This window comes from Enhygromyxa salina (genome assembly GCF_000737335.2).
Lineage (GTDB): Bacteria > Myxococcota_A > Polyangia > Nannocystales > Nannocystaceae > Plesiocystis > Plesiocystis salina_C.
This window is the reverse complement of the sequence record NZ_JMCC02000137.1, coordinates 1-18,473: the sequence shown is the minus strand read 5'-3', so window position 1 is coordinate 18,473 and position 18,473 is coordinate 1. Positions and strand designations below refer to the sequence as shown.

Here is an 18,473-nt window from a genome sequence, read left to right as displayed (position 1 = left end):
GCCAGGCGGAGGAACGATGCGTAGGACGACCTTCAACTTGATGCTCTTTTCTGGCCTTTGTGTTGCCCTTGGCACCGTCGTCGCTTGCAGCGATTCGAGTGCGGACGAGGGGAACAGCTCGCTCACCACCCTCGAGACGGGCGACGGCATTACCGACTCCAACACCACGCCGCCCGGCGATGGCGACGGCGACACCGGCGACGGTGACGGCGACACCAACGGCGACGGTGACGGCGACACCAACGGCTGCCCGCCCGGTGGATGCCTCGACCTCGAAGAGGCGACAGACTCGGGCACCGGACCGGGGGGCTGCGCCTCGGGTGACGGCAGCTGCGGTCTCGTCGACCTGCTGTTCGTCATCGACAACTCCGGGACCATGGGCGAGGAGCAGGTCAACCTGTCGGCCAACTTCCCGCTGTTGATCGACCGCCTGCAAGAGTTGACGGACAACGAGGGCAACCCCCTCAATCCAAACGTCAACATCATGGTCACCACGACCGACCTCGGGCACCCCCAGTGCACGCCGTTCGAGCCCGAGGGCTACGAGCCGGCCCAGGGCGCCCCGCAGAACGTCGCGTGTATCAACCGCCTCGAGGACTTCGACGGGCTGGGCAGCAACGCGCCCTCGTTCCCAGAGGCCTGCACGGTCGGCTGCCCCGTGGCCGTCGCCCCGCTCGATCCTTTCATCCACTTCGAGGGTGCGGACGCGAGCACGACCAACATCCCCGGCAACAACGTCAAGGGCGCGCTCAGCTGCATCGGGCCGCAGGGCATCAACGGCTGCGGCTACGAGGCCCCGCTCGAGGGCATGCTGCAGGCGATCAACCCCACGGCGGAGTGGAACCAGGGCAACAAGCCGTTCCTGCGCAATGGGGCGATCCTCGCGATAGCGATCATCACGGACGAAGCTGACTGCTCGGTCCGCTCGCCCAACGGGTACGCGTTCTTCACCAACCAGATGCAGAACACCTACTGGGAGATCAACCCGGACACGGGGACCAAGACCCAGGCGACCTCGGCGGTGTGCTGGAACGCGGGCGTCGACTGTGGCGCCCCCGACATGAACGGCGTCTACGCAGACTGCAACTCGATCGACACGGGCGTGTTGCACTCGAAGGACCGCTACCTGACCTATCTGCAGGACGAGCTCATCGCCCACCAGAACAAAGAGGTCATCATGCTCGGGATCCTCGGGGTCCCGCCGGTCACCGCACACAACGACCTGCCGCCCTTCGAGCCAACCGCTGGCGGCGTCATGGATCTCGTGTACCGCCAGTGGATCGACGGCGCCTACCCGGCCGGCGACATCCTTCCGGGCGACAACAGCACCGCCGCCAAGAAGGAGTTCGAGTTCGGCGTTGGGCCCGGCTGCACGGGCGAGAACGGCATGGGTGGCTTCACCGGCCAGGCGATCCCGCCGGTCCGCGTCAAAGAGGTCTGCGAGGCCCTCAACGAGGACGACAAGATCCGTTGCTGCATCGAGTCGATCTGCGACACGGACTTCTCGGACGCCATCGGCTGCCTGACGGGCATCATCCAGACGGTCGTCGATCCACCCAAGTGATCGCGCGTCCGCGCTTGGGTCCCCGCTTGTTCCGGGGGGCCTGAGCCAAACAAAAGCCGACCCGCGTGCGGGTCGGCTTTTGTGTTTGTGTCAGTCAAAAGCCGACCCGCGTGCGGGTCGGCTTTTGTGTTTGGGTCAGTCGTCAGCGCCGGGCCAGGCTTGGCCAGCAGCTCAACGCCGGTCAGCGAGACTTGCGGCTGAGTTTGCGCAGGTGCGCCGCGCCGTTGCGCGTGATCTTCACCTTGCGCTTTTGGCCGCTGCCTTCGACGTGGATGAAGCCCTTCGAGCGCAGATGCCTGAGCACCAGCTTGATCTGCTCGCTCGTCAGCTTGGTCGCGCGCAGCAGGCTGGGCTCGCTGAGCGGCCCTTCGTCGGCCAAGGTCCGCAAGATTCGGAGGTCGCCGTCCGGGACATCGGCGCGACGCCGGATCACGGCGGGGCCGGCGTCGGGCAGGTCCATCAGCGGGTTGCCTTCTTCGTCAAACTCGATCTCGGGCTCGTGCGCGGCGCGACGGGCGGTGCCGTTTGTAGCAGCAGGTGCCCCAGCTCCGCCGCTGGTCGTGACCGTTCGCGCTGCCAAGATCGGGCGCGCGACGGCCATGTCGATCAGCTCTTGAACCGACATGTAGCCCAGCATCGGGGCCAAGTGGGGGTTGCCGCGCGTGGCTGTCACGAGCTCGCCCAGCGTGGTCTCGTCGGGCAGCGAATTGACCACTTGGCGCATCACATCGAGCAGCGACTGTCGCCATTGCTCGTCGACCTCCGCCGTGCGCTCTTCGTCAATCTCGTCACGTTGCAGCATTTGGACGTCAGCTGTCATGTCCACCCACGGTCAATATGCAGTTGTTGGATTGTCATTGGACTTGTCTGATCGAAAGCACCGCGCATCGCGGTCGTGCTGTTCAGGTCACTTCATGGCTGTGTTCAGCTTGGGCGCAACGAGCGAAGAAACCGGGGTGCCAAGGCATTGGACGGCACATCGCCTGCGGTGTGATCGTATCGTGGCAGCCCGTGTTCGATCCGACGCGGCCCCAAGCAAGGGCGAGCAGGGCAAAGCATGGCAAACATGGCAAACTGGTTGCCAGGGTCCGAATCGGCGGCCCAAACGAAGTGGATTCGAAGTGCTCGGGAACGTGACGGCGTGTCTCGAACGTGGGTCGTGACCAGACCCGTCTGGAAGCTCAGCCATGCCACTGCCAAGCCAAGCAACCCGAAGCCGTCGTGGAAATGTTGCAGGCCACTTGCGTAGGTGTCAAGTGCTAAGGCCTCGCGCGTGCGCATACCGGCGCGCAGCGGCGCCGTTGGGGCCTGGCGGGCGCGGAGCCAATGTGACCAATGAGGGCGAGAACAACCCGTTGGGACTCGAATTGGGCCCTTCGAGGGGCTCGGTCGGTCCGGCCCGCGTGGTGACCCTGACCCAGCGAGATCTCCCGGCCCCGATCGGGCGTCTCGGCCGCGTGGCCTGCGGCCATTGACACCCCATCCAGCCCGGGGGAGGTATCCGCCGGTGACCCTGCATCGGCTCGAGATCGAGGCTCGAAGCGGGCTCGGTGATCCGCTGGCCGAGGCAACTCGGCGACGGTTGGACACCTGGCTGCAGCTCCGTCCACGGGCGTTGGCGACCCGTCGCGTGTATCACCTCGAGCTTGGCCTCGACGCCGACGAGGCCGCGCAGGTGCTGGCGGCGCTCGTGGATCCGGTCGCGGAGGTCGGGGCCCTGGGCATGCTGGCGGATCCGGTTCACGAGGGGGAGCCGGCGTGGGTGCTGTCGATCGGCAGCCTGCCTGGAGTCACCGACGCGGTCGGCAGCTCGGTCGCGCGCGCGGCCGCCGACTGTGTCGGTCGACCGCTGCGCGGCAACGTCTATACCTCGACCCTGTACTTGTTCTGGGGGCTCGAGCGCGAGGCGATCGAGCGGGCCGCCAAGCAGCTGCTCTACAACCCGTTGATCCAGCGCATGAAGCTGGAGCTGGCCCCGCGCGCGCTCGACCTCTCGGTCCCGCGGGCGGGCAGCGCTGCAGCGCCCGAGGTCCACATCGTGCCCTTGCGCGCGGCCGATGACGCCGCGCTCGAGACGATCTCGCGCGACGGGATGCTGGCCCTGTCGCTGACCGAGATGCGGGCGATTCAGGCTCACTTCGCGCAGCTCGGGCGCGACCCGACCGACGCCGAGCTCGAGTGCCTAGCCCAGACCTGGTCCGAGCACTGCAAGCACAAGATCTTCGCGTCGCCGATCCACTACACGGATCCAAGCGGGGTCGGGCGCGTGCTCGAGCGCGGTCTGTTTCGCGGCTACGTGCGAGCGGCGACCGAGACCGTCGCCGCGCAGCGGCTCGCGCGAAGCCTCGATCCTGCCGGCGAAAATTTCCTGGTCTCGGTGTTTCACGACAACGCCGGGGTCGTGCGCTTCACTGAGGCGGATCACCTCGTCTACAAGGTCGAGACCCACAACTCGCCCTCGGCGCTCGATCCCTACGGCGGCGCGATGACGGGCATCGTTGGGGTCAACCGCGACAGCTTTGGGACCGGGCTGGGCGCGGATCTGCTGACCAACGTGTGGGGCTACTGCTTTGGCGATCCTCGCGGGGATCACAGCGAGCTGCCCGCCGGCCTCATGCACCCCCGGCGGATCCGCGATGGCGTTCACCTCGGCGTGATCGACGGTGGCAACCAATCGGGGATCCCCTACAGCAGGGGCTTCGAGCTGTTCGACCCCCGCTACACCGGCAAGCCGCTGGTCTACTGTGGCACGGTCGCGGCCATGCCGGTCGCGGTCCCGGGCCCAGACGGCGCGGCGCGGCCGACCCACGAGAAGCCGATCGCGGTCGGCGACAACATCGTGATGGTGGGTGGGCGGATCGGCAAAGACGGGATCCACGGGGCGACCTTCTCGAGCGTCGAGCTCGACGAGCAGTCGCCGGTCCAGGCCGTGCAGATCGGCGACCCGATCACGCAAAAGATGATGTGGGATTTTCTGACCGAGGCCCGCGATCGCGGGTTGTTCTCGGGCATGACCGACAACGGCGCGGGTGGGCTGTCGAGCTCGGTCGGCGAGCTGGCCGAGGCCACCGGTGGGGCCCGCATCGATCTCGCGGCGGCGCCCCTGAAGTACCCGGGGCTCGCGCCGTGGGAGATCCTGATCTCCGAAGCCCAAGAGCGCATGACCGTGGCGGTCCCGCCGAGTGAGCTCGAGGCGTTCCTCGAGCTCGCGCAGCGCCGCGAGGTCGAGGCCAGCGTGCTCGGCGTGTTCACGGACGCCGGTCGCTTCGAGGTCACCTACGCCGGCACTTCGGTGTGTGATCTGGGGCTCGCGTTCTTGCACGAGGGGGTCCCGCTGCCCACGCTCGAGGCCCGTTGGAGCCCGCCCACGCCGTCCGTGGCCAGCCCCGCGGCCGCCCGCGCGCAGCTCGAGGCGCTCGACTCAGCTGGGCTGGGCGCGGCGATCCTCGACCTGGTCGCGCGGCCAAACCTCGCCGCCAACGATGATCGGGCGCGCCACTACGATCACGAGGTCAAGGGCCTGAGCGTGATCAAGCCCTTGCTTGGGATCCGCGGGGACGTACCCGCGACCGCGACCGTCATGCGGGTCCGGCACGGCCGCGACGAGGGCGTGGTGCTGGGTGAGGGCATCCACCCTTGGTACGCCGACATCGACACCGACGCGATGGCCCGGGCCTGCGTCGACGAGGGCGTGCGCCGGGTGCTGTGCGCTGGCGCCCGGCCCGATCGCATCGCCGCGCTCGACAATTTTTGTTGGCCGGATCCGATTCGCTCGGCCAAGACCCCCGACGGCGAGCACAAGCTCGCGCAGCTGGTCCGCTGCTGCGAGGGGCTTCACGACGCGTGCGTCGCCTACGGGGTCCCGCTGATCAGCGGCAAGGACTCGATGAAGAACGACGCGTTCCTGGGCGGGGTCAAGATCTCGATCCCGCCCACGCTGCTGGTCAGCGTGATCGGCCAGACCACCGACGTCGCGCAGAGTCTGAGCCTCGAGCCGCGCGGCAGCGATGACCGCGTGTACTTGCTGGGGCCGACCGCGCTGGAGCTCGATGGCAGCGAGTACGCGCGGGCGTGCGCGGATCGGGGGGCGCCGCTGGCTGCCACGGATGTCCCGCGCACGGATCTCGAGCGCTGCTGGGCCCGCTATCAGGCCTTCGTCGAGCAGCGTGACGCCGGGCGGGTTCGCTCGGCGCACGTGTGTGGTCGCGGCGGCCTGGCGCTGGCCTTGGTCCACATGTTGCTGGCCGGTGAGCGCTCGCTCGAGCTCTCGCTCGACGCGCTGGTGGACGCGCAGCAGCTCCCGCTCGCCGCCGCGCTGCTGTCGGAGTCGACCGGGCGGATCGTGTTCACGAGCGCGGCCGCCCACGCGCCCGCGCTCGAGCAGGCGCTCGGGCCCCACGGCTTGGTCGCGCTGGGTCAGCTGTCGAGCGCGGGACCACCTGCGCTGCGGATCCAGCACGGTGGAGGTGGCTCGGCGCTCGAGCTCTCGCTCGCGTCGCTGCGTGCCCGCTTCGAGGAGGGACTTCATGGCATCTAATCCGGCAAGTCTGCTCGCCGAGCTCGCCCCCGATCTCGATCCCGCCGCCGTCGCGCAGCTGCGCGTGTTGGTCCCAACCGGCTACGGCCTCAACTGCGAGGCCGAGACCGCGGCCGCGTTCGAGCTGCTGGGTGCGCGCGTCGAGCAGCTGCACGTCGCGGAGCTCCTCGCCGATCCCAACCGGCTGCGAGGCTGCGCGATCTTGGCGTTCATCGGCGGCTTCTCGTTTGGCGATCACGTCGCCAGCGGGCGGGTGCTGGCCAATCGCCTGCGGTTTCAGCTTGGCGACGCGCTGGCTCGCCACGTCGCCGACGGCGGCCTGGCGATCGGCATGTGCAACGGCTTTCAGGTCATGGTCAAGCTGGGTCTGCTCCCGGGTCCCTTGGTCAGCGCCGATCCGGCCGATCGCTTGGCCCCGCAGCGGGCCAGCGTCGTCGGCAACGATCGGCACGGCTACCGCGACGCGTGGGTGCGGATGCGCTGCGATCCCGCCAGCGCGTGCGTGTGGACCCGTGGACTGGATCTGATCGAGAGCCCCAGCCGTCACGGCGAGGGCAAGCTGGTGTTTGCGGACAACGAGATCCGTGCGCAGCTCGAGGCCGAGCACCGGTTCCCCGTTCGCTACGTCGACGCGGCGGGCGAGCCAACCGAGGCCTGGCCCGCCAACCCGAGCGGCTCGGCCGGTGGCGTCGCGGGGCTGTGCGATCGCAGCGGTCGCGTGTTTGGGCTGATGCCCCATCCCGAGGCGTTCTTGTATGCCGAGAACCACCCGCGCTGGGTCGCGCGCGACGACGCGGCCGCGACCCAGGCCCGGCATGGTTTGGGTCTGCGGGTGTTCGCCAACGGTCTGCGCGCGGCGCTTGTCTCCCCGGATTGAGCGGTGCGCCGAGCCGCTGGCTCTCGGCTGGCCGCACGGCTCGGTGGTACGATGTGCCCATGAGGGTTGAACCGCTCATGTTGGCAGTCTGTGGTTCGCTGGCCACAGTCTCCTGTCAAGCGTTTCCGTTGCCCCCGGATCTCGACACGGCGAACGCTACCGACTCAACCGGAGACGATTCAGACGACGACGCGGTCGCCAACGATGGTCGTGGCCGAGGTGCGATGATCTCCGCGAGAGTGCGCGAGAGCGGCGCTCGGGCCAGGCATGCCCTGGTGATCGGAGCGCCAGACGAAGCCTGGGAAGGCGCGAGTTCATCGGGGCAACTGTCGATCCTGGTTGACAACGGCGCTGCTGGTGGGGCGCCTGCGTTCACACTGGCGAGACCCGTGAACGTTCCGCACACGATCGTGGAGGACGGCCACTCGACAGCTTGCGAGCAGGAACAGGCGTTCGCGTTGGACCTGTTCTCCGACCGAAAGCTTGGGGGGGCATTCTCGTTCGCCACCTATTCTTTCGGTCGGGACGACGAGTTGACCGCAAGCGACATCCTCGCAAGCGCGCCGGTTGCTGGGGCCAACAGCGGACGCGTGCTCACGTATCGCGGCTGCCTGAGTTGCGCGATCTTGCCCAAGGCCGACGGGATCAACTCGTTGATGGGCGGCGAGTTCGGTACCTCCGTCGCGGTCGGAGAGTTCGCGCCCGGCGAGGAGCAGCTCGCCGTTGGCGCGCCCAGGCTCGGCGGTGGTGGCAAGGTCGGCGTCGTCGCCGACTTCGCGCGTTGGAACTTCTACTCCGCGGGGGGGATGGTCAGCGGTGATCGTCAATGTCAGTGCGATTGGGGCAACTACTGGCCCTACAACGAAAATTGCTCGCCGTGGGACGCGACCTTACAGGGTAGCTTTGGAGATGACGAGCAGTTCGGCGCAGCGTTGGCCGTCGCGGACCTCACTTGCGATGGCTACGACGACCTCATCGTCGGCGCGCCCGGGGCAACGCTACCGACCATGAACGACGCCGTTATCGAGGCAGGCGCTGTGTACGTTTACATCAATTCGCACGACGGCTTCTCAGGTGTGGCGCCCAGTGTGTTGCGGCAAGGTACGCCCGAGGTCGGCGGTGAGGCGAGCGCGGGTGAGCGGTTCGGCACTGCGCTCGCGGTCGGAAATTTCAACGGAGCACGCCGCCTCAGCAATGACTTGTCGTGTTTCGATCTCGTGGTTGGGACGCCGAACGAAGCTGGCGGCGCCGGACAAATCCAGGTGTTCGAGGGGGGGCCCGGGGGACTGCTGTACGGTGGGCCCGTCTTGGATCTCGATGATGTGTTTGGTGCAGCGGCTGATCCTGGCGATCAGTTTGGGTGGGCGATGATCGCCGGGGATCTGAACAAGGATGACTTTGACGACCTCGTGATCGGTGCTCCGGGTGACGACTTCGGCGGTTCAGTCGTCATCATCCCCGGCTCGGATCTCGGGCTCGACGTGGCCAACGCGACTCGGTTTCGCCAAGGGGACGGCGTCGCGGGCGACAACGTGGCTGGGGACCAGTTTGGATACGCTCTGACGTGGACAAACCTTGGTCTGGGCAGTGATAATGCCTTCCGAGCCCTTGCCATTGGTGCGCCCGGCGAGGACGGCGACATCGGTGCGATCAACGTCTATCGCGTAGGCACAGGCGTCATGGTCTCACTGACCGGAGACACGTACATCACCCAAGGGCTCATCGAAGGTGACGAGATGACCGGCGATCGGTTTGGCAGTAGCTTGCTACCTCCGCGCGCTGTGACGGAGGAAATCTTCCAATGAGGTTCAACCAACATTGGGCCAAATTTTCGATCTCGGCGGTCGTCGCCGTGACGCTGGCCTGCGGACCCGGTGAGGTCAGCGACCTGGGCTCGGCTCCCATCCATGACCTGCCTGCCGAAGCGGAAGCCGAAGGCGGCGTCGTTGGCGATCCATGGCACTGCGGTGAGCTCGGGCTGAAGTGCGTCGGTGGGCTGGGGATCGGCGAGTGCATCGATGGTGAGTGTCAGGGGCGCTTGATCGCGGAGTGCTGGTCGCCCGAGTTCGCCCCCACATGCGACGCTTTTTGCGGGTCATTCGCCGAGTCCTGCGCCTACTTGGCGTGCGACGGGGCGACGGCGTGGGGCTGGGCGGGTCCAGCTTTGGAGGCCGACGCGAGGTGCCTAGGCGGCGATCACGACACCGTCATCCCGTTGACCGTCACCTGCGATCAGCCGCTGTCCGGCCTGATCACGACGATGATGTGTTGCTGCATCTGAGCCCCTGCGCCGGAGCTCTGGCTTCGGCGACGAGCGCCTCTGCGGGCGCCTCTCGCGCCGCGTGCTCCCGAGGGACTTCTGGGGTGGGGTCGGGGGGCCGCGGGACGTGCTGGGGGTTGTCTGGGGTAGGTCAGGGGGCCTCAACGATGTCTGAATAGACCTTGGCGGGGCGTGCGGGGGTCGTCGGAGCTGTGTTGGTTGAGTTTGGAGGCCCGCGGTGGGGGTGCGGGAGGTGAGTCAAGAGAGTTTTGGGGTAGGGGGGGTACCCCGAAACATAGCTGGTTCATGTCCCAGGGCCGGCTTGGGGGGTGATCGATTGTCTCGACTCATGCTCGAGGGCCGGTCGGTGGGGGGCGGGAACAATTGTGAGCGTGTCGGGGCGGGGAGCGGCGCTGGTGACGCGAGCCACCGCGGGTCGAAGCGTGCTCGTGTGCGGCGGGGAAGTTGCGCATCGTGCACTCCGGCTGAGGCGAGGGGCGCGCGCGTCGGGTGCTGGTCGCCCGCGCTCGCCGCCTGTGAGGGTGGGCCTGCGGCCATGAGGGTGGGCCTGCGGCTACCCGAAGTGCGCCCGCGCGACGCGGATGACTGTGGCAGAGTACCGGGTGCCGATGCCGGGTAAATCAAGCGGGAGCCAGTGGGCCTGAAGCCGGGCGTGGGGTCGGACCTCGAGGTCCTCAACCGCGGTTTCCTCCCGCGCTTGGGCGTGCTCGTGTTGTTGGTGATCGCCGCGCTCGCGGCCGCGGTGTGGTCGGGCACCCGCAAGCACGGCAGCGGCGAGCCGGAGCAGCGCCAGCGCCTGCTGGTCGTGAGCGCTGGCAACATCGACTACTACACGCTGCTCGTGGAGGGCGGGTTCTCGATCGAGGTTGATGGGTACGACGACTGGCAGGCGGCGGCCCGCGAGCTGCTGCCCGAGAGCGAGGCCGAGGGGGTGGCGCTGATCCTCGCGCTCGCCGACGAGCGCGGGTTTGGCTTCGTCGTGTGGGAGTCGCCTGGCCAGTTTGACTTCACGGGGCTCGAGCTCGAGCCGGGCATCGACGAGATCGAGGACTTCGCCAGCCGCGACTACGCGGTGCTGAGCGTGGGCGACTTAAGCTTCCCCCACCGGCTCAGCGTCGATACGGCGGGTGAGCTGCCGTTCATGCGGGTCCCGGGGTTTGGCACGCTCGAGGCCCTGTTCGGGCAGCCGGCGATCGGCGCCCGCGAAGACGAGACGCGGCCCACGATCGAAGAGCTGCAGTACGAAGACGCGATCGAGCGGGCGCGGTGGATGTACGAGCGGGCCCCCAGCTTCGCCGCGGCGATCGAGCTTGCGGGCGCGGCGATCGACGCCAGCCTCGCTCAGGATCCGCTCGCGCCCGCGCTGGTCCAGCCCTTCGCCGCCGGCTCGGCGGTGCCCACCCCCGACGGCGGTGTGCTGCTCGTCGACCACGACCTGGAGGTCTACAGCACCGACGCACGCACGCTGGGGGTCTACGCGGGCGAGCAGCTGCGCCTGCGCTATCTGTCCGGGTCCGCCCTCGAGCGGCTGTTCGAGACGGGCGAGCTCGATCCGGTCGCGTGTCCCTCGCTGGCGGGGGGCAACCTCGACATGCGTCGGCGCCCCCGCATCGAGGCCGCGATCGACGGCAGCGCGATCGCCATCCACACCCGCGGCGGCGAGGCCGAGATCTGGTGGAAGCTCGATCAACCGGGGTGCGAGTGGCGCGAGCAGGCCGGCGTCACGTCAACGCCGGGCGCCGTGATCGCGCCCCAGTTCGGTGTCGAGCCCGGCACCCAGCAAGTGCAGCGGGTGCTCATGGCCGAGGCCAGCGCCAACGAGGTCGAGACCTCGACGCTCCGCGTGTGGATGCAGCCGCAGACTCCGACCGACGCCAGCGGTGAATCGCAAGGTGCACCAGCGGGGCGGATCGAAGCGCGCGAGCGCGACGAAGCCCCGGCCAGCGACGACATGGCTGAGCCTGTCCAGCTGCTGCGCATGCATGACCACCTGTTCTCCAACCTCGCCTTCGTCGATCCGCGCTATCTCGCGCTGCTTTCACGCACGAGCGCGCGAGACGAGCACGCGCTGCACGTGGTGGACATCGAGCATCCGGGCGCGCACCTGCGGATCCCATCGTTGTTCATCTTGCAGGAGCGAGACCGCGAGCTGTACGACCTCGCGGTGCTCAGCCCCGCCCAGCGGGCCGCCGACGCGTCCGAGTCTTCATCAGGGTTCGCGCATGGCCCACGCTTCCTGGTCGCGATCCACCCCAACGCCGGCACGGAGCTGATCGTGATCGAGGTCGGCGCGACCGCATGGGGGTTGTTCGTAGAGGGCGCCTCGGTGCCGGGTGAGGCCGGGCTGTTCACCCTGACGCCGGACGATCTGCGCGTCGAGATCCACGACGCTGGCGACGATCCCTGGGGCTTTAGCCTCTCGCCCCAAGCCGACGCGCTGGCCTACGAGGTCGTCGAGTGGCCGCTCGACAGCGAGCTCGCGCTGCGCAGGATCGGCGGACCGGAGCAGCGCCTGACCAACAACGACCTGCCAGATGTGCTGCCACGGTACACGGCGGATGGTCGCCACCTCGTGTATGCGTCGATGCTGAAGACCTCGCTGTCGCCGGACGCCTTCAGCGTGCCGCGGATCATGCGAGTCACGCCAGCGCCGGCAGCTGTGCCCGCGTCCGCGAACTGAGGCAGCAAACGAGCACAGGCCGCGAGGTCTCCCTCGCGGCCTGCGTGTGCGTTGCGCTACCCGTTGCGCTGGCGCTTGTCGGCCTTGGCCTCGCGCTTGTCCCCATGGTCCCGTTTGCCGGCCTTGGCCTCGCGCTTGTCCTTGCCGGCCTTGGCCACGCGCTTGTCCTTGCCGGGCTTGCCCTCACCGGCGGCGTGCTTGCCGTGCTTGCCCTTGCCTCGCTTGCCCTTGCCGGCCATCCGCGCGGCGACCCGCTCGCGCTCGGCCGCGTCGAGCTCGCCGTGCATCTTCAAGAAGGCCGCGAAGCGCTGGTCCTCGATCGCGTCGCGCTTGGTCTCGATGCGCTCGTGTAGCTGCTTCATCTTGGTGACGTTGGGCCGAGCCTTGGCGTACTCCGCGGCCAGCTGCTTGCGGAGATCCTCGATGGCGTCGCGCTCGGCCTTGGTCTGATCACGCAGCTCGTGGCGAAGCGCCTTGCCCGGCTTGTCCGCGTCGCCCTTGGCCGCGATCGCGGTCCCTCCGGCGAGGCCGCCAACGAGCGCCAGGGCGCCGATACCAGTGAGAAGGCGGGTTCCGATCAGGGATGAGATGCTCATGGTCGTGTTCCTTTCGAGGTGACTACTGCGTGAAGTGGGGGGGGCTTTGCCGAGCCCGCTTGGCTCGTCTCGACCACGATCAGAGCATTGCCCGAACGGCTCGCGTTGACCGTCGTGATTGCGTGAGCGCGAGGTAAAGCCGATCTCAGAACCTGCCTAGTTCGTGGCCAGAGACATAGCTAGAGCGGTTTTAGCGGTGACGTCACTCGTCGCCGGGGCGTGGCTGTCTCAGGTGCACGCCGTTGCACGCCCGCGTCCACCTGTGCAATTGAAAGCGGCGGCCAGGTGGGCCGCCGCTTCGTCATTGCACGAGAGGCGCAGCGTTCACTGCGGCTCGAAGCAGGAGATCGTCGTCGTGATCTTGAAGTTCGACTGGGTCGTGTGACGCTCGGCGAAGAAGAAGTCCAGCGCGTAGACCTGGCCGATCTGCAGGTCCAGGTTGTTGGCCTGCGCGTCCATGTCGATGCTGCCGGCCAGCGGCCCGTGGACGCCGCCAAGGTCGATGCCCAGCTTGCCGTTCACGAACACCCACAGATCATCGTCACCCTCGAAGCCAAACACCTCGCCGCCCTCGTAGAGGAAGGTTGTGTGCATCTCGAGCGTGAAGTGGAAATTGTGGTTGTTGCCCTCGTTGCCCCAGCCCTGATCGTCGATCGGGAAGAACATGTTGTTGCTGTACTCGAACAACCCCGGCTGGATCTCGACCAGGTCAATCGGCACATCAAAGGCCTGATTGACGCCGTCGACGTCGTTGTACCACTGGTTGAAATTGTCGGCCGTGGTGGTTGTGGGCGTGCTCGGGTTGCCGTTGTAGACCGGCTTTTGGTCCATCCCGAGGTCTTGCTGGACGATGCCAGGATCGACGCCAATCGCGTACTGGAAGTCGGGGTGCTGGATCTTGAAGTCGCGCACCGTGGAGTTCAGCGTGCCGCACTCGAGCGGGTCGCCGTCACCGTCGCCGTCGCCGTCGCCGTCACCGTCGCCATCACCATCGCCGTCGCCGTCGCCGTCGCCGTCGCCGTCGCCGTCGCCGTCGCCGTCGCCATCACCATCACCATCACCGTCACCGTCACCATCACCATCACCATCGCCGTCACCATCGCCATCACCATCGCCGTCGCCGTCGCCGTCGCCGTCGCCATCACCTGGGTCGCCGTCGCCGTCGCCTTCAGCTTCGGCCTCGCCCGACTCGGCGCTGGTCTGCTCGTCACCGGTTCCGGTGTCCGTGCCCGAGTCGGTGGCGTCGCTGCCCCCCGTGGTTCCAGAGTCGTCGCCGCATGCAGGTGCGAGCGCGAGCGTGCAAGTGGCCATGAGACAAGAAAGTATTCCCCTACGCATGGTCGCCACTTTAGCAGCAAGTCATGACGCTCCACATCCAGCCGGCGGCGCCATCCAAGCGATTGGGAACCCCAACAGGCAACGCAAGAATCGAGTTGCGCTCTGGAAACATCGCCGCGAGCGGTGTCGCGCATTCGAGGCCTCGTCCGATCTGATAGTTGTTGCAGGTCGTTGTTACAGGCGAGTGCCACCAAAGCTACCGACCCAGCGGCAGTCGAGCGTTGTGCCCGCGACCTCACCGATGAGCCGCTGTCCTGCCCAGCCATCCATGTGGTCTTTGGTCGCGACGCCATCCATGCGCGCCAGCAGCTCGAGCGGGCCAACGAGGGTGCTGGCGTCATGCCGGGCCGCAACGTCGAATGCACCGTCAGCTTCGATCGCGCCAGTCAACACCCCAAAGCTCGCGTTCGGGTCCGAAGGTATGGCGAGTACGCCGCCGCTCTCGACCAAGCCGACCACGAAGCCTTGGCCAGCAAAGCTCGCAAGCGCGCACAGATCGAGGGGTTCGGCGTCGAGCTCGACGCTCGGGCAGTCACAGGTGTCGACCTCGAAGGTGAGCAGCCAGGCGCCGCCGTGCGTGTTCGCGCTGGCCGAACCGCGCGCCATCGAGAGCTCGCGGATCAACTCGGGGTCGAGCGGATCAGACTCGCCCTGGTCACCACCGCAGCCCGCGAGCGCGAGCGCGAGCAACACGGGAAGCCAGGGGTCGACGCGGCGCACCCGCTCAGGATACCCCGGCGTGCTCGGCCAAGTAGGCTTCGATCGCAGCCCGACCGGCGTCGTCGAGCACGACCTTGCCGTTGATCTCGCGGCCGTGCAGGTAGGGGACGAGCTCGCTGATCGAGACGATCGCCCGCACGTCGACGCCAAGCTCGTCACGCAGCTCCCGCAAGGTCGTGTGCTGTCCGCGGCCGCGCTCTTGCCGATCGACCGCGACGATCGCCGCGCCAACCTCGACGTCCGGGGCGGCGGCGCGCAGCAGCTCGACGGCCTCGCGGATCGACCGGCCCGAGGTGATCACATCGTCGACGAGCACGATCTTCATGCCCGCGGCCGGGGCGGTGCCGACGAAGTTGCCGCCCTCGCCGTGATCCTTTGCCTCTTTGCGATCGAAGCCATAGGGCACGTCGCGCCCGCCCTCCGGCAGCTCGGCCAGGGCGATCGCCGTGGCGACCGCCAGCGGCACCCCCTTGTAGGCAGGACCAAACACCAGATCGCAGGCCAGCTGGGCGCGCTGGATCTCGGCAGCGTAGGCGCGACCGAGCCCCGCGATCGCCTGGCCCGTGCGCAGCTGCCCGGCGTTGACGAAGTAGGGCGACTTGCGCCCGGACTTGAGCGTGAACTCGCCAAAGCGGACGACCTCGTAGCGGATCAAGAGATCGACAAATGCCTGCTGGTGGGGCTGCACGCCGCGGATGTTAGGGCGGGCCGTCGGCGCCGTCGAGGATCTGATGAGGCCAGGCGCGGTCCGTGTCGGTCAGCCGCCAGCGTCGTGGCGCGCCCGCAGCTGGATCACGAAGCGAGCCCCGGAGTGGCCGTCGCGGCGGGCCTCGGCGCGGATGCTGCCGCCGTGGGCTGCCGCGATCTGCCGGCACAAGTACAGGCCCAGGCCGACCCCACCTTGATCGCGGGCGCGGGCGGCGTCTAGCCGGGCGAAGGGCTCGAAGATGTTGGTGCGTTGGTCTGCGGGGATTCCAGGGCCGTCATCCTCGACCTCGATCACGACGCTGTTCGCTTTGCCCCGCTCGCCGCGGATCACCAGGCTGCCTTCTGGACAGGCCCGGCGCGCGTTGGTCAACAGGTTCTCGAGCAGACGTTGGAGCAGGATCCGGTCGGCCTCCAGGGTGATCCCGGGCTCGCACTCGACCTCGGCGCCAAACCGGCTCGCCGCCGCGGCGCACAGCTCCGCGAGCTCGACATCTTCGCGCGCGAGCGCCCCCGCGAAGGTGCCGTCGCGACCGAGCTCGAGCCGGCCGGAGGTCAACAGATCCCGGATGAGGGCCTCGACCTCGTCGATGTCCTCTTGCATCTCCGCGAACCCCCGCTCGAGCCGCGCGAGGTGCTCGGGCGCGAGCGCTTGGCCCTGCTGCTCGTTCGCGCGGATCTGTTCGATGCGCTCGGCGAGGATCTCGACCAGGACTTTGGTGCGCGCGATCGGGGTGCGCAGCTCGTGCGACACGTTGGCGAGCAGCGTGCGCTGCCCCGTCATCGAGGTCTCGAGCCGATCGGCCATCTCGTTGAACGCCACGGCCAGTCGGTCGACCTCGTCGTGCCGCTCGCTGGCGATCTCGGCCCGGTGCGACAGCTCGCCCTGGGCCAGCGCACGCGTGCTGCGCTCGAGCTTGGCCAGCCGCGAGGTCAACGAGCGCGCCAGCGGCCAGGCGCCGCCGGCCAGGACCAGCAGCAGCAAGCCGCCAACGGCGATCAGCTCGCGCAGCGGACTGTGCTTGGGATCGATCGTGACGACCGCGATCAGGCGTCCACGCTCGCGGTTGAGCTGGCGCTGGGTCAGCGGTTGGTCCTCATCCCGGGCGCCGTCCTCGGAGCTGTCTCCAAGGTCGAAGCCATGCTCGAACAGCGCCAGCCCGATCGACGGCGGAGCAAGCCCCCGCCGACGGATCAGCGGGAGACCTTGACGCAGGTGGTGGTGCTCGGCCTTGGACAGCGGGTGGTCGCTGACGCGCAGCTGGGGGCCGGCGCCCGGGGTGCCGCCGAGCGCTTCGCCGAGCCGCCGACCCTTGTGGCGGGGCAGCACCGCGACGTGGGCGTCGAGCTGCTGCTCGAGATCCTCGACCGTGGCGCGCAAGCGGGCGTCGTCATGACCGAGCAGCGCCCGGGCGAGTGGTTGGCCGGCAGGCTGCGCCCGCTCGACGAGCTCGAGCACCCGCTGCTCGTTCCACGATGACGTGGCGATGAAGACCAGCAACCCAACGAGCACGGCGAACCCGAGCACCGAGACCACGAAGGTCGCGTAGATGCGCACGAACAGGCTGGTCCCGCGCGTCGTGGTGGGCGTGTCCGCCGGCTGTGGGTCGCGTGTCGCCACCATCTGGACGGGTTCCTACGCGTCGGCCGAGAGCACGTACCCGACGCCGCGAACCGTCTTGATCAGGTTCGCGCCCAGACCCGGGCTGGACTCGGTGTCGGCGGCGGCCATCGCTTGGCGAACCTTGCTCATGTGCACGTCGATCGAGCGATCCACGGTGGGATCGAATTCCTGGGGCGGCTCGCCACGCAGCGCGCGGACCTGCGCGTGGAGTTGGTTGCGGCTGAGCACGCGCTCGGCCTGCGACGTGAGCACCCACAGAAGATCGAATTGGTAGGCGGTCAGCTCGCAGGCGTTGCCAGACACCACCACCGTGCGGCGGGCGCGATCGATCGTGAGCGGCCCGACCTCGAGGATGTCGCCGTCGACGGCTCCAGTTGACTCGTGCCGACGGAGCACCGCGCGGATCCGGGCCAACAGCTCGCGCGGGGAGAAGGGCTTGGGCAGGTAGTCGTCGGCCCCGACCTCGAGCCCGACGATTCGGTCGACCTCGTCACCGCGGGCGCTGAGCATGATCACCGGGACCTTCGAGCGCTGGCGCAACTTGCGGCACAGGTCGAGGCCCTCGATGCCGGGCAGCATCAGATCCAGCAGCACGATGTCGTGCTCGCCAGACCCGGCCCGCTCGAGCCCGAGCACACCCTCGCCGACGATCTCGACGACGGCCTCATGGGTGCGCAGGTACTCGGCGGTGCGCTCGGCGAGGCGCTCGTCATCTTCGATGAGCAGGATCCGCACCCGCGGATGGTGCCACAGAGTCGCGCGGAGTTTGAGGGTGGGATTGACAGCGCGCGACCTCCGTCGTACGTCGCTATCATGCGGTACGTGTGCAGCAACTGTCACACACCCCTGGACGCCGAACCCACGGACGAACACAAGGTCTGCCCCCGCTGCAAAGCCGAGGCGGGGATCGAGCCCGTCAAGGACAAGCCGCCCATGGCGATGCAACTGTTCGGGATCGTGCTTCTTGTCGCCGCGGTCGCAACCGTTGGCGGCTCCCTGCTTGGCCTGACCGGCTGACCTGGGAGCTGGGAACACCTGCGAAGTGCGAATGGGAACCCGTCTGTGGGGGCCATGGCTTTCCTGCTAGAGTTGCGCCGCAAATGGCCGCCTCGCACGCCAGCTCGAACGTCCCACCGCGCCCACGGAGGCATGGATGATCGTTCGTTGTGACAACTGCGGAACCGAGTTCGGCTTCGACGACAGGCAGGTCGGCGAGGGCGTCACGGTGCGCTGCTCGGTCTGCAAGCACGTGTTCAAGGTCGAGTCGCGCACGCCTGCGCCCGCGGGGTGGCAAGTCCGCACGACCGAGGACGCAACCTTCACCGCGCCAGATGTCGCGACCTTGCGCGAGTGGATCGGCGAGGGTCGCCTGTACCCCGACGATCAGGTCTCGCGGACCGGCCGAAGCTGGATGCCGCTCGGCAGCATGGCCGAGTTCGCCGACGCGTTCGTCGGCTTCGAGGAGGTCCAGCCAGTTGTCAGGCCCGTGGCCGCGCAGCCCGTTCGCGCGGCTGCGATCGCGCCGCAGCCGGTCGCGCCGCGGCGCGATCA

Annotated in this window: 15 protein-coding genes; 8 read left to right on the top strand and 7 right to left on the bottom strand. The window is 68.1% G+C overall.

The window, feature by feature from the left end; genetic code table 11:
• Positions 1 to 16: 16 nt before the first annotated feature.
• Positions 17 to 1,564 carry a hypothetical protein gene (locus tag DB30_RS36450; RefSeq protein WP_240480411.1) on the top strand — a complete coding sequence of 516 codons (1,548 nt, stop codon included), beginning with the start codon at positions 17 to 19 and terminating at the stop codon, positions 1,562 to 1,564.
• 181 nt (positions 1,565 to 1,745) lie between these two features.
• Here DB30_RS36450 and DB30_RS36445 read toward each other — a convergent pair whose 3' ends face one another.
• Complete coding sequence (locus DB30_RS36445) at positions 1,746 to 2,384, bottom strand: helix-turn-helix domain-containing protein (protein ID WP_146662235.1); 639 nt, start codon at positions 2,382 to 2,384, stop codon at positions 1,746 to 1,748.
• Positions 2,385 to 3,071: 687 nt separating this feature from the next.
• Between DB30_RS36445 and DB30_RS36440 the strand changes: the two genes are divergently transcribed.
• The 5 genes from DB30_RS36440 (at position 3,072) to DB30_RS36420 (ending at position 11,939) form a co-directional block, all read left to right on the top strand.
• Positions 3,072 to 6,101, top strand: a complete 3,030-nt coding sequence (locus DB30_RS36440) for an AIR synthase-related protein (protein ID WP_052557958.1) — start codon at positions 3,072 to 3,074, stop codon at positions 6,099 to 6,101.
• The gene (locus DB30_RS36435; protein ID WP_052557956.1) at positions 6,091 to 6,978 is read left to right on the top strand and encodes a phosphoribosylformylglycinamidine synthase subunit PurQ; all 888 of its coding nucleotides are present in this window, start codon (positions 6,091 to 6,093) and stop codon (positions 6,976 to 6,978) included. Before DB30_RS36440 ends, DB30_RS36435 begins: the two co-directional genes overlap by 11 nt.
• Before the next feature lie 389 nt (positions 6,979 to 7,367).
• On the top strand, positions 7,368 to 8,783 hold the full coding sequence (locus DB30_RS36430) for an integrin alpha (protein ID WP_052557954.1): 1,416 nt from the start codon (positions 7,368 to 7,370) through the stop codon (positions 8,781 to 8,783).
• Positions 8,780 to 9,259: a hypothetical protein gene (locus DB30_RS36425; protein WP_052557952.1), complete on the top strand. Its 480-nt coding sequence runs from the start codon at positions 8,780 to 8,782 to the stop codon at positions 9,257 to 9,259. The genes DB30_RS36430 and DB30_RS36425 overlap by 4 nt, the downstream gene beginning before the upstream one ends.
• Before the next feature lie 634 nt (positions 9,260 to 9,893).
• The gene (locus DB30_RS36420; RefSeq protein ID WP_052557950.1) at positions 9,894 to 11,939 is read left to right on the top strand and encodes a hypothetical protein; all 2,046 of its coding nucleotides are present in this window, start codon (positions 9,894 to 9,896) and stop codon (positions 11,937 to 11,939) included.
• A 56-nt stretch (positions 11,940 to 11,995) separates the two neighbouring features.
• On the opposite strand, the gene DB30_RS36415 is transcribed toward DB30_RS36420, so the two are convergent.
• The 6 genes from DB30_RS36415 to DB30_RS36390 all read right to left on the bottom strand — a co-directional run bounded on the left by DB30_RS36415 (position 11,996) and on the right by DB30_RS36390 (position 17,657).
• Entirely contained in the window at positions 11,996 to 12,535 is a 540-nt protein-coding gene (locus tag DB30_RS36415; RefSeq protein WP_052557948.1) for a hypothetical protein, read from the bottom strand.
• 324 nt (positions 12,536 to 12,859) lie between these two features.
• Positions 12,860 to 13,846 (bottom strand): fibro-slime domain-containing protein, encoded by a 987-nt coding sequence (locus tag DB30_RS36410; RefSeq protein WP_146662232.1) that lies wholly within the window; start codon positions 13,844 to 13,846, stop codon positions 12,860 to 12,862.
• Between the two features lie 201 nt (positions 13,847 to 14,047).
• Positions 14,048 to 14,593, bottom strand: coding sequence for a hypothetical protein (locus DB30_RS36405; protein ID WP_146662230.1), 546 nt, complete (start codon positions 14,591 to 14,593; stop codon positions 14,048 to 14,050).
• Positions 14,594 to 14,597: 4 nt separating this feature from the next.
• On the bottom strand, positions 14,598 to 15,281 hold the full coding sequence (gene pyrE, locus DB30_RS36400; protein WP_052557944.1) for an orotate phosphoribosyltransferase: 684 nt from the start codon (positions 15,279 to 15,281) through the stop codon (positions 14,598 to 14,600).
• 69 nt (positions 15,282 to 15,350) lie between these two features.
• On the bottom strand, positions 15,351 to 16,922 hold the full coding sequence (locus DB30_RS36395; protein WP_052557940.1) for an ATP-binding protein: 1,572 nt from the start codon (positions 16,920 to 16,922) through the stop codon (positions 15,351 to 15,353).
• A 12-nt stretch (positions 16,923 to 16,934) separates the two neighbouring features.
• The gene (locus DB30_RS36390) at positions 16,935 to 17,657 is read right to left on the bottom strand and encodes a response regulator transcription factor (protein ID WP_240480410.1); all 723 of its coding nucleotides are present in this window, start codon (positions 17,655 to 17,657) and stop codon (positions 16,935 to 16,937) included.
• A 78-nt stretch (positions 17,658 to 17,735) separates the two neighbouring features.
• Between DB30_RS36390 and DB30_RS36385 the strand changes: the two genes are divergently transcribed.
• Both DB30_RS36385 and DB30_RS36380 read left to right on the top strand, forming a co-directional pair.
• A complete protein-coding gene (locus tag DB30_RS36385; protein WP_165704105.1) occupies positions 17,736 to 17,939 on the top strand; it encodes a hypothetical protein in 204 nt (67 codons plus the stop codon).
• A gap of 136 nt (positions 17,940 to 18,075) precedes the next feature.
• On the top strand, positions 18,076 to 18,473 hold a 398-nt coding region (locus tag DB30_RS36380; RefSeq protein ID WP_205633144.1), incomplete at its 3' end, for a zinc-ribbon domain-containing protein.

Bases quoted from the DNA above. Each gene is read 5' to 3' on its own strand.
- DB30_RS36450 (WP_240480411.1), top strand. From the start codon at position 17: ATGCGTAGGACGACCTTCAACTTGATGCTCTTTTCTGGCCTTTGTGTT.
- DB30_RS36445 (WP_146662235.1), bottom strand. From the start codon at position 2,384: ATGACAGCTGACGTCCAAATGCTGCAACGTGACGAGATTGACGAAGAG.
- DB30_RS36435 (WP_052557956.1), top strand. From the start codon at position 6,091: ATGGCATCTAATCCGGCAAGTCTGCTCGCCGAGCTCGCCCCCGATCTC.
- DB30_RS36425 (WP_052557952.1), top strand. From the start codon at position 8,780: ATGAGGTTCAACCAACATTGGGCCAAATTTTCGATCTCGGCGGTCGTC.
- DB30_RS36415 (WP_052557948.1), bottom strand. From the start codon at position 12,535: ATGAGCATCTCATCCCTGATCGGAACCCGCCTTCTCACTGGTATCGGC.
- DB30_RS36410 (WP_146662232.1), bottom strand. From the start codon at position 13,846: ATGGCCACTTGCACGCTCGCGCTCGCACCTGCATGCGGCGACGACTCT.
- DB30_RS36395 (WP_052557940.1), bottom strand. From the start codon at position 16,922: ATGGTGGCGACACGCGACCCACAGCCGGCGGACACGCCCACCACGACG.
- DB30_RS36385 (WP_165704105.1), top strand. From the start codon at position 17,736: ATGCGGTACGTGTGCAGCAACTGTCACACACCCCTGGACGCCGAACCC.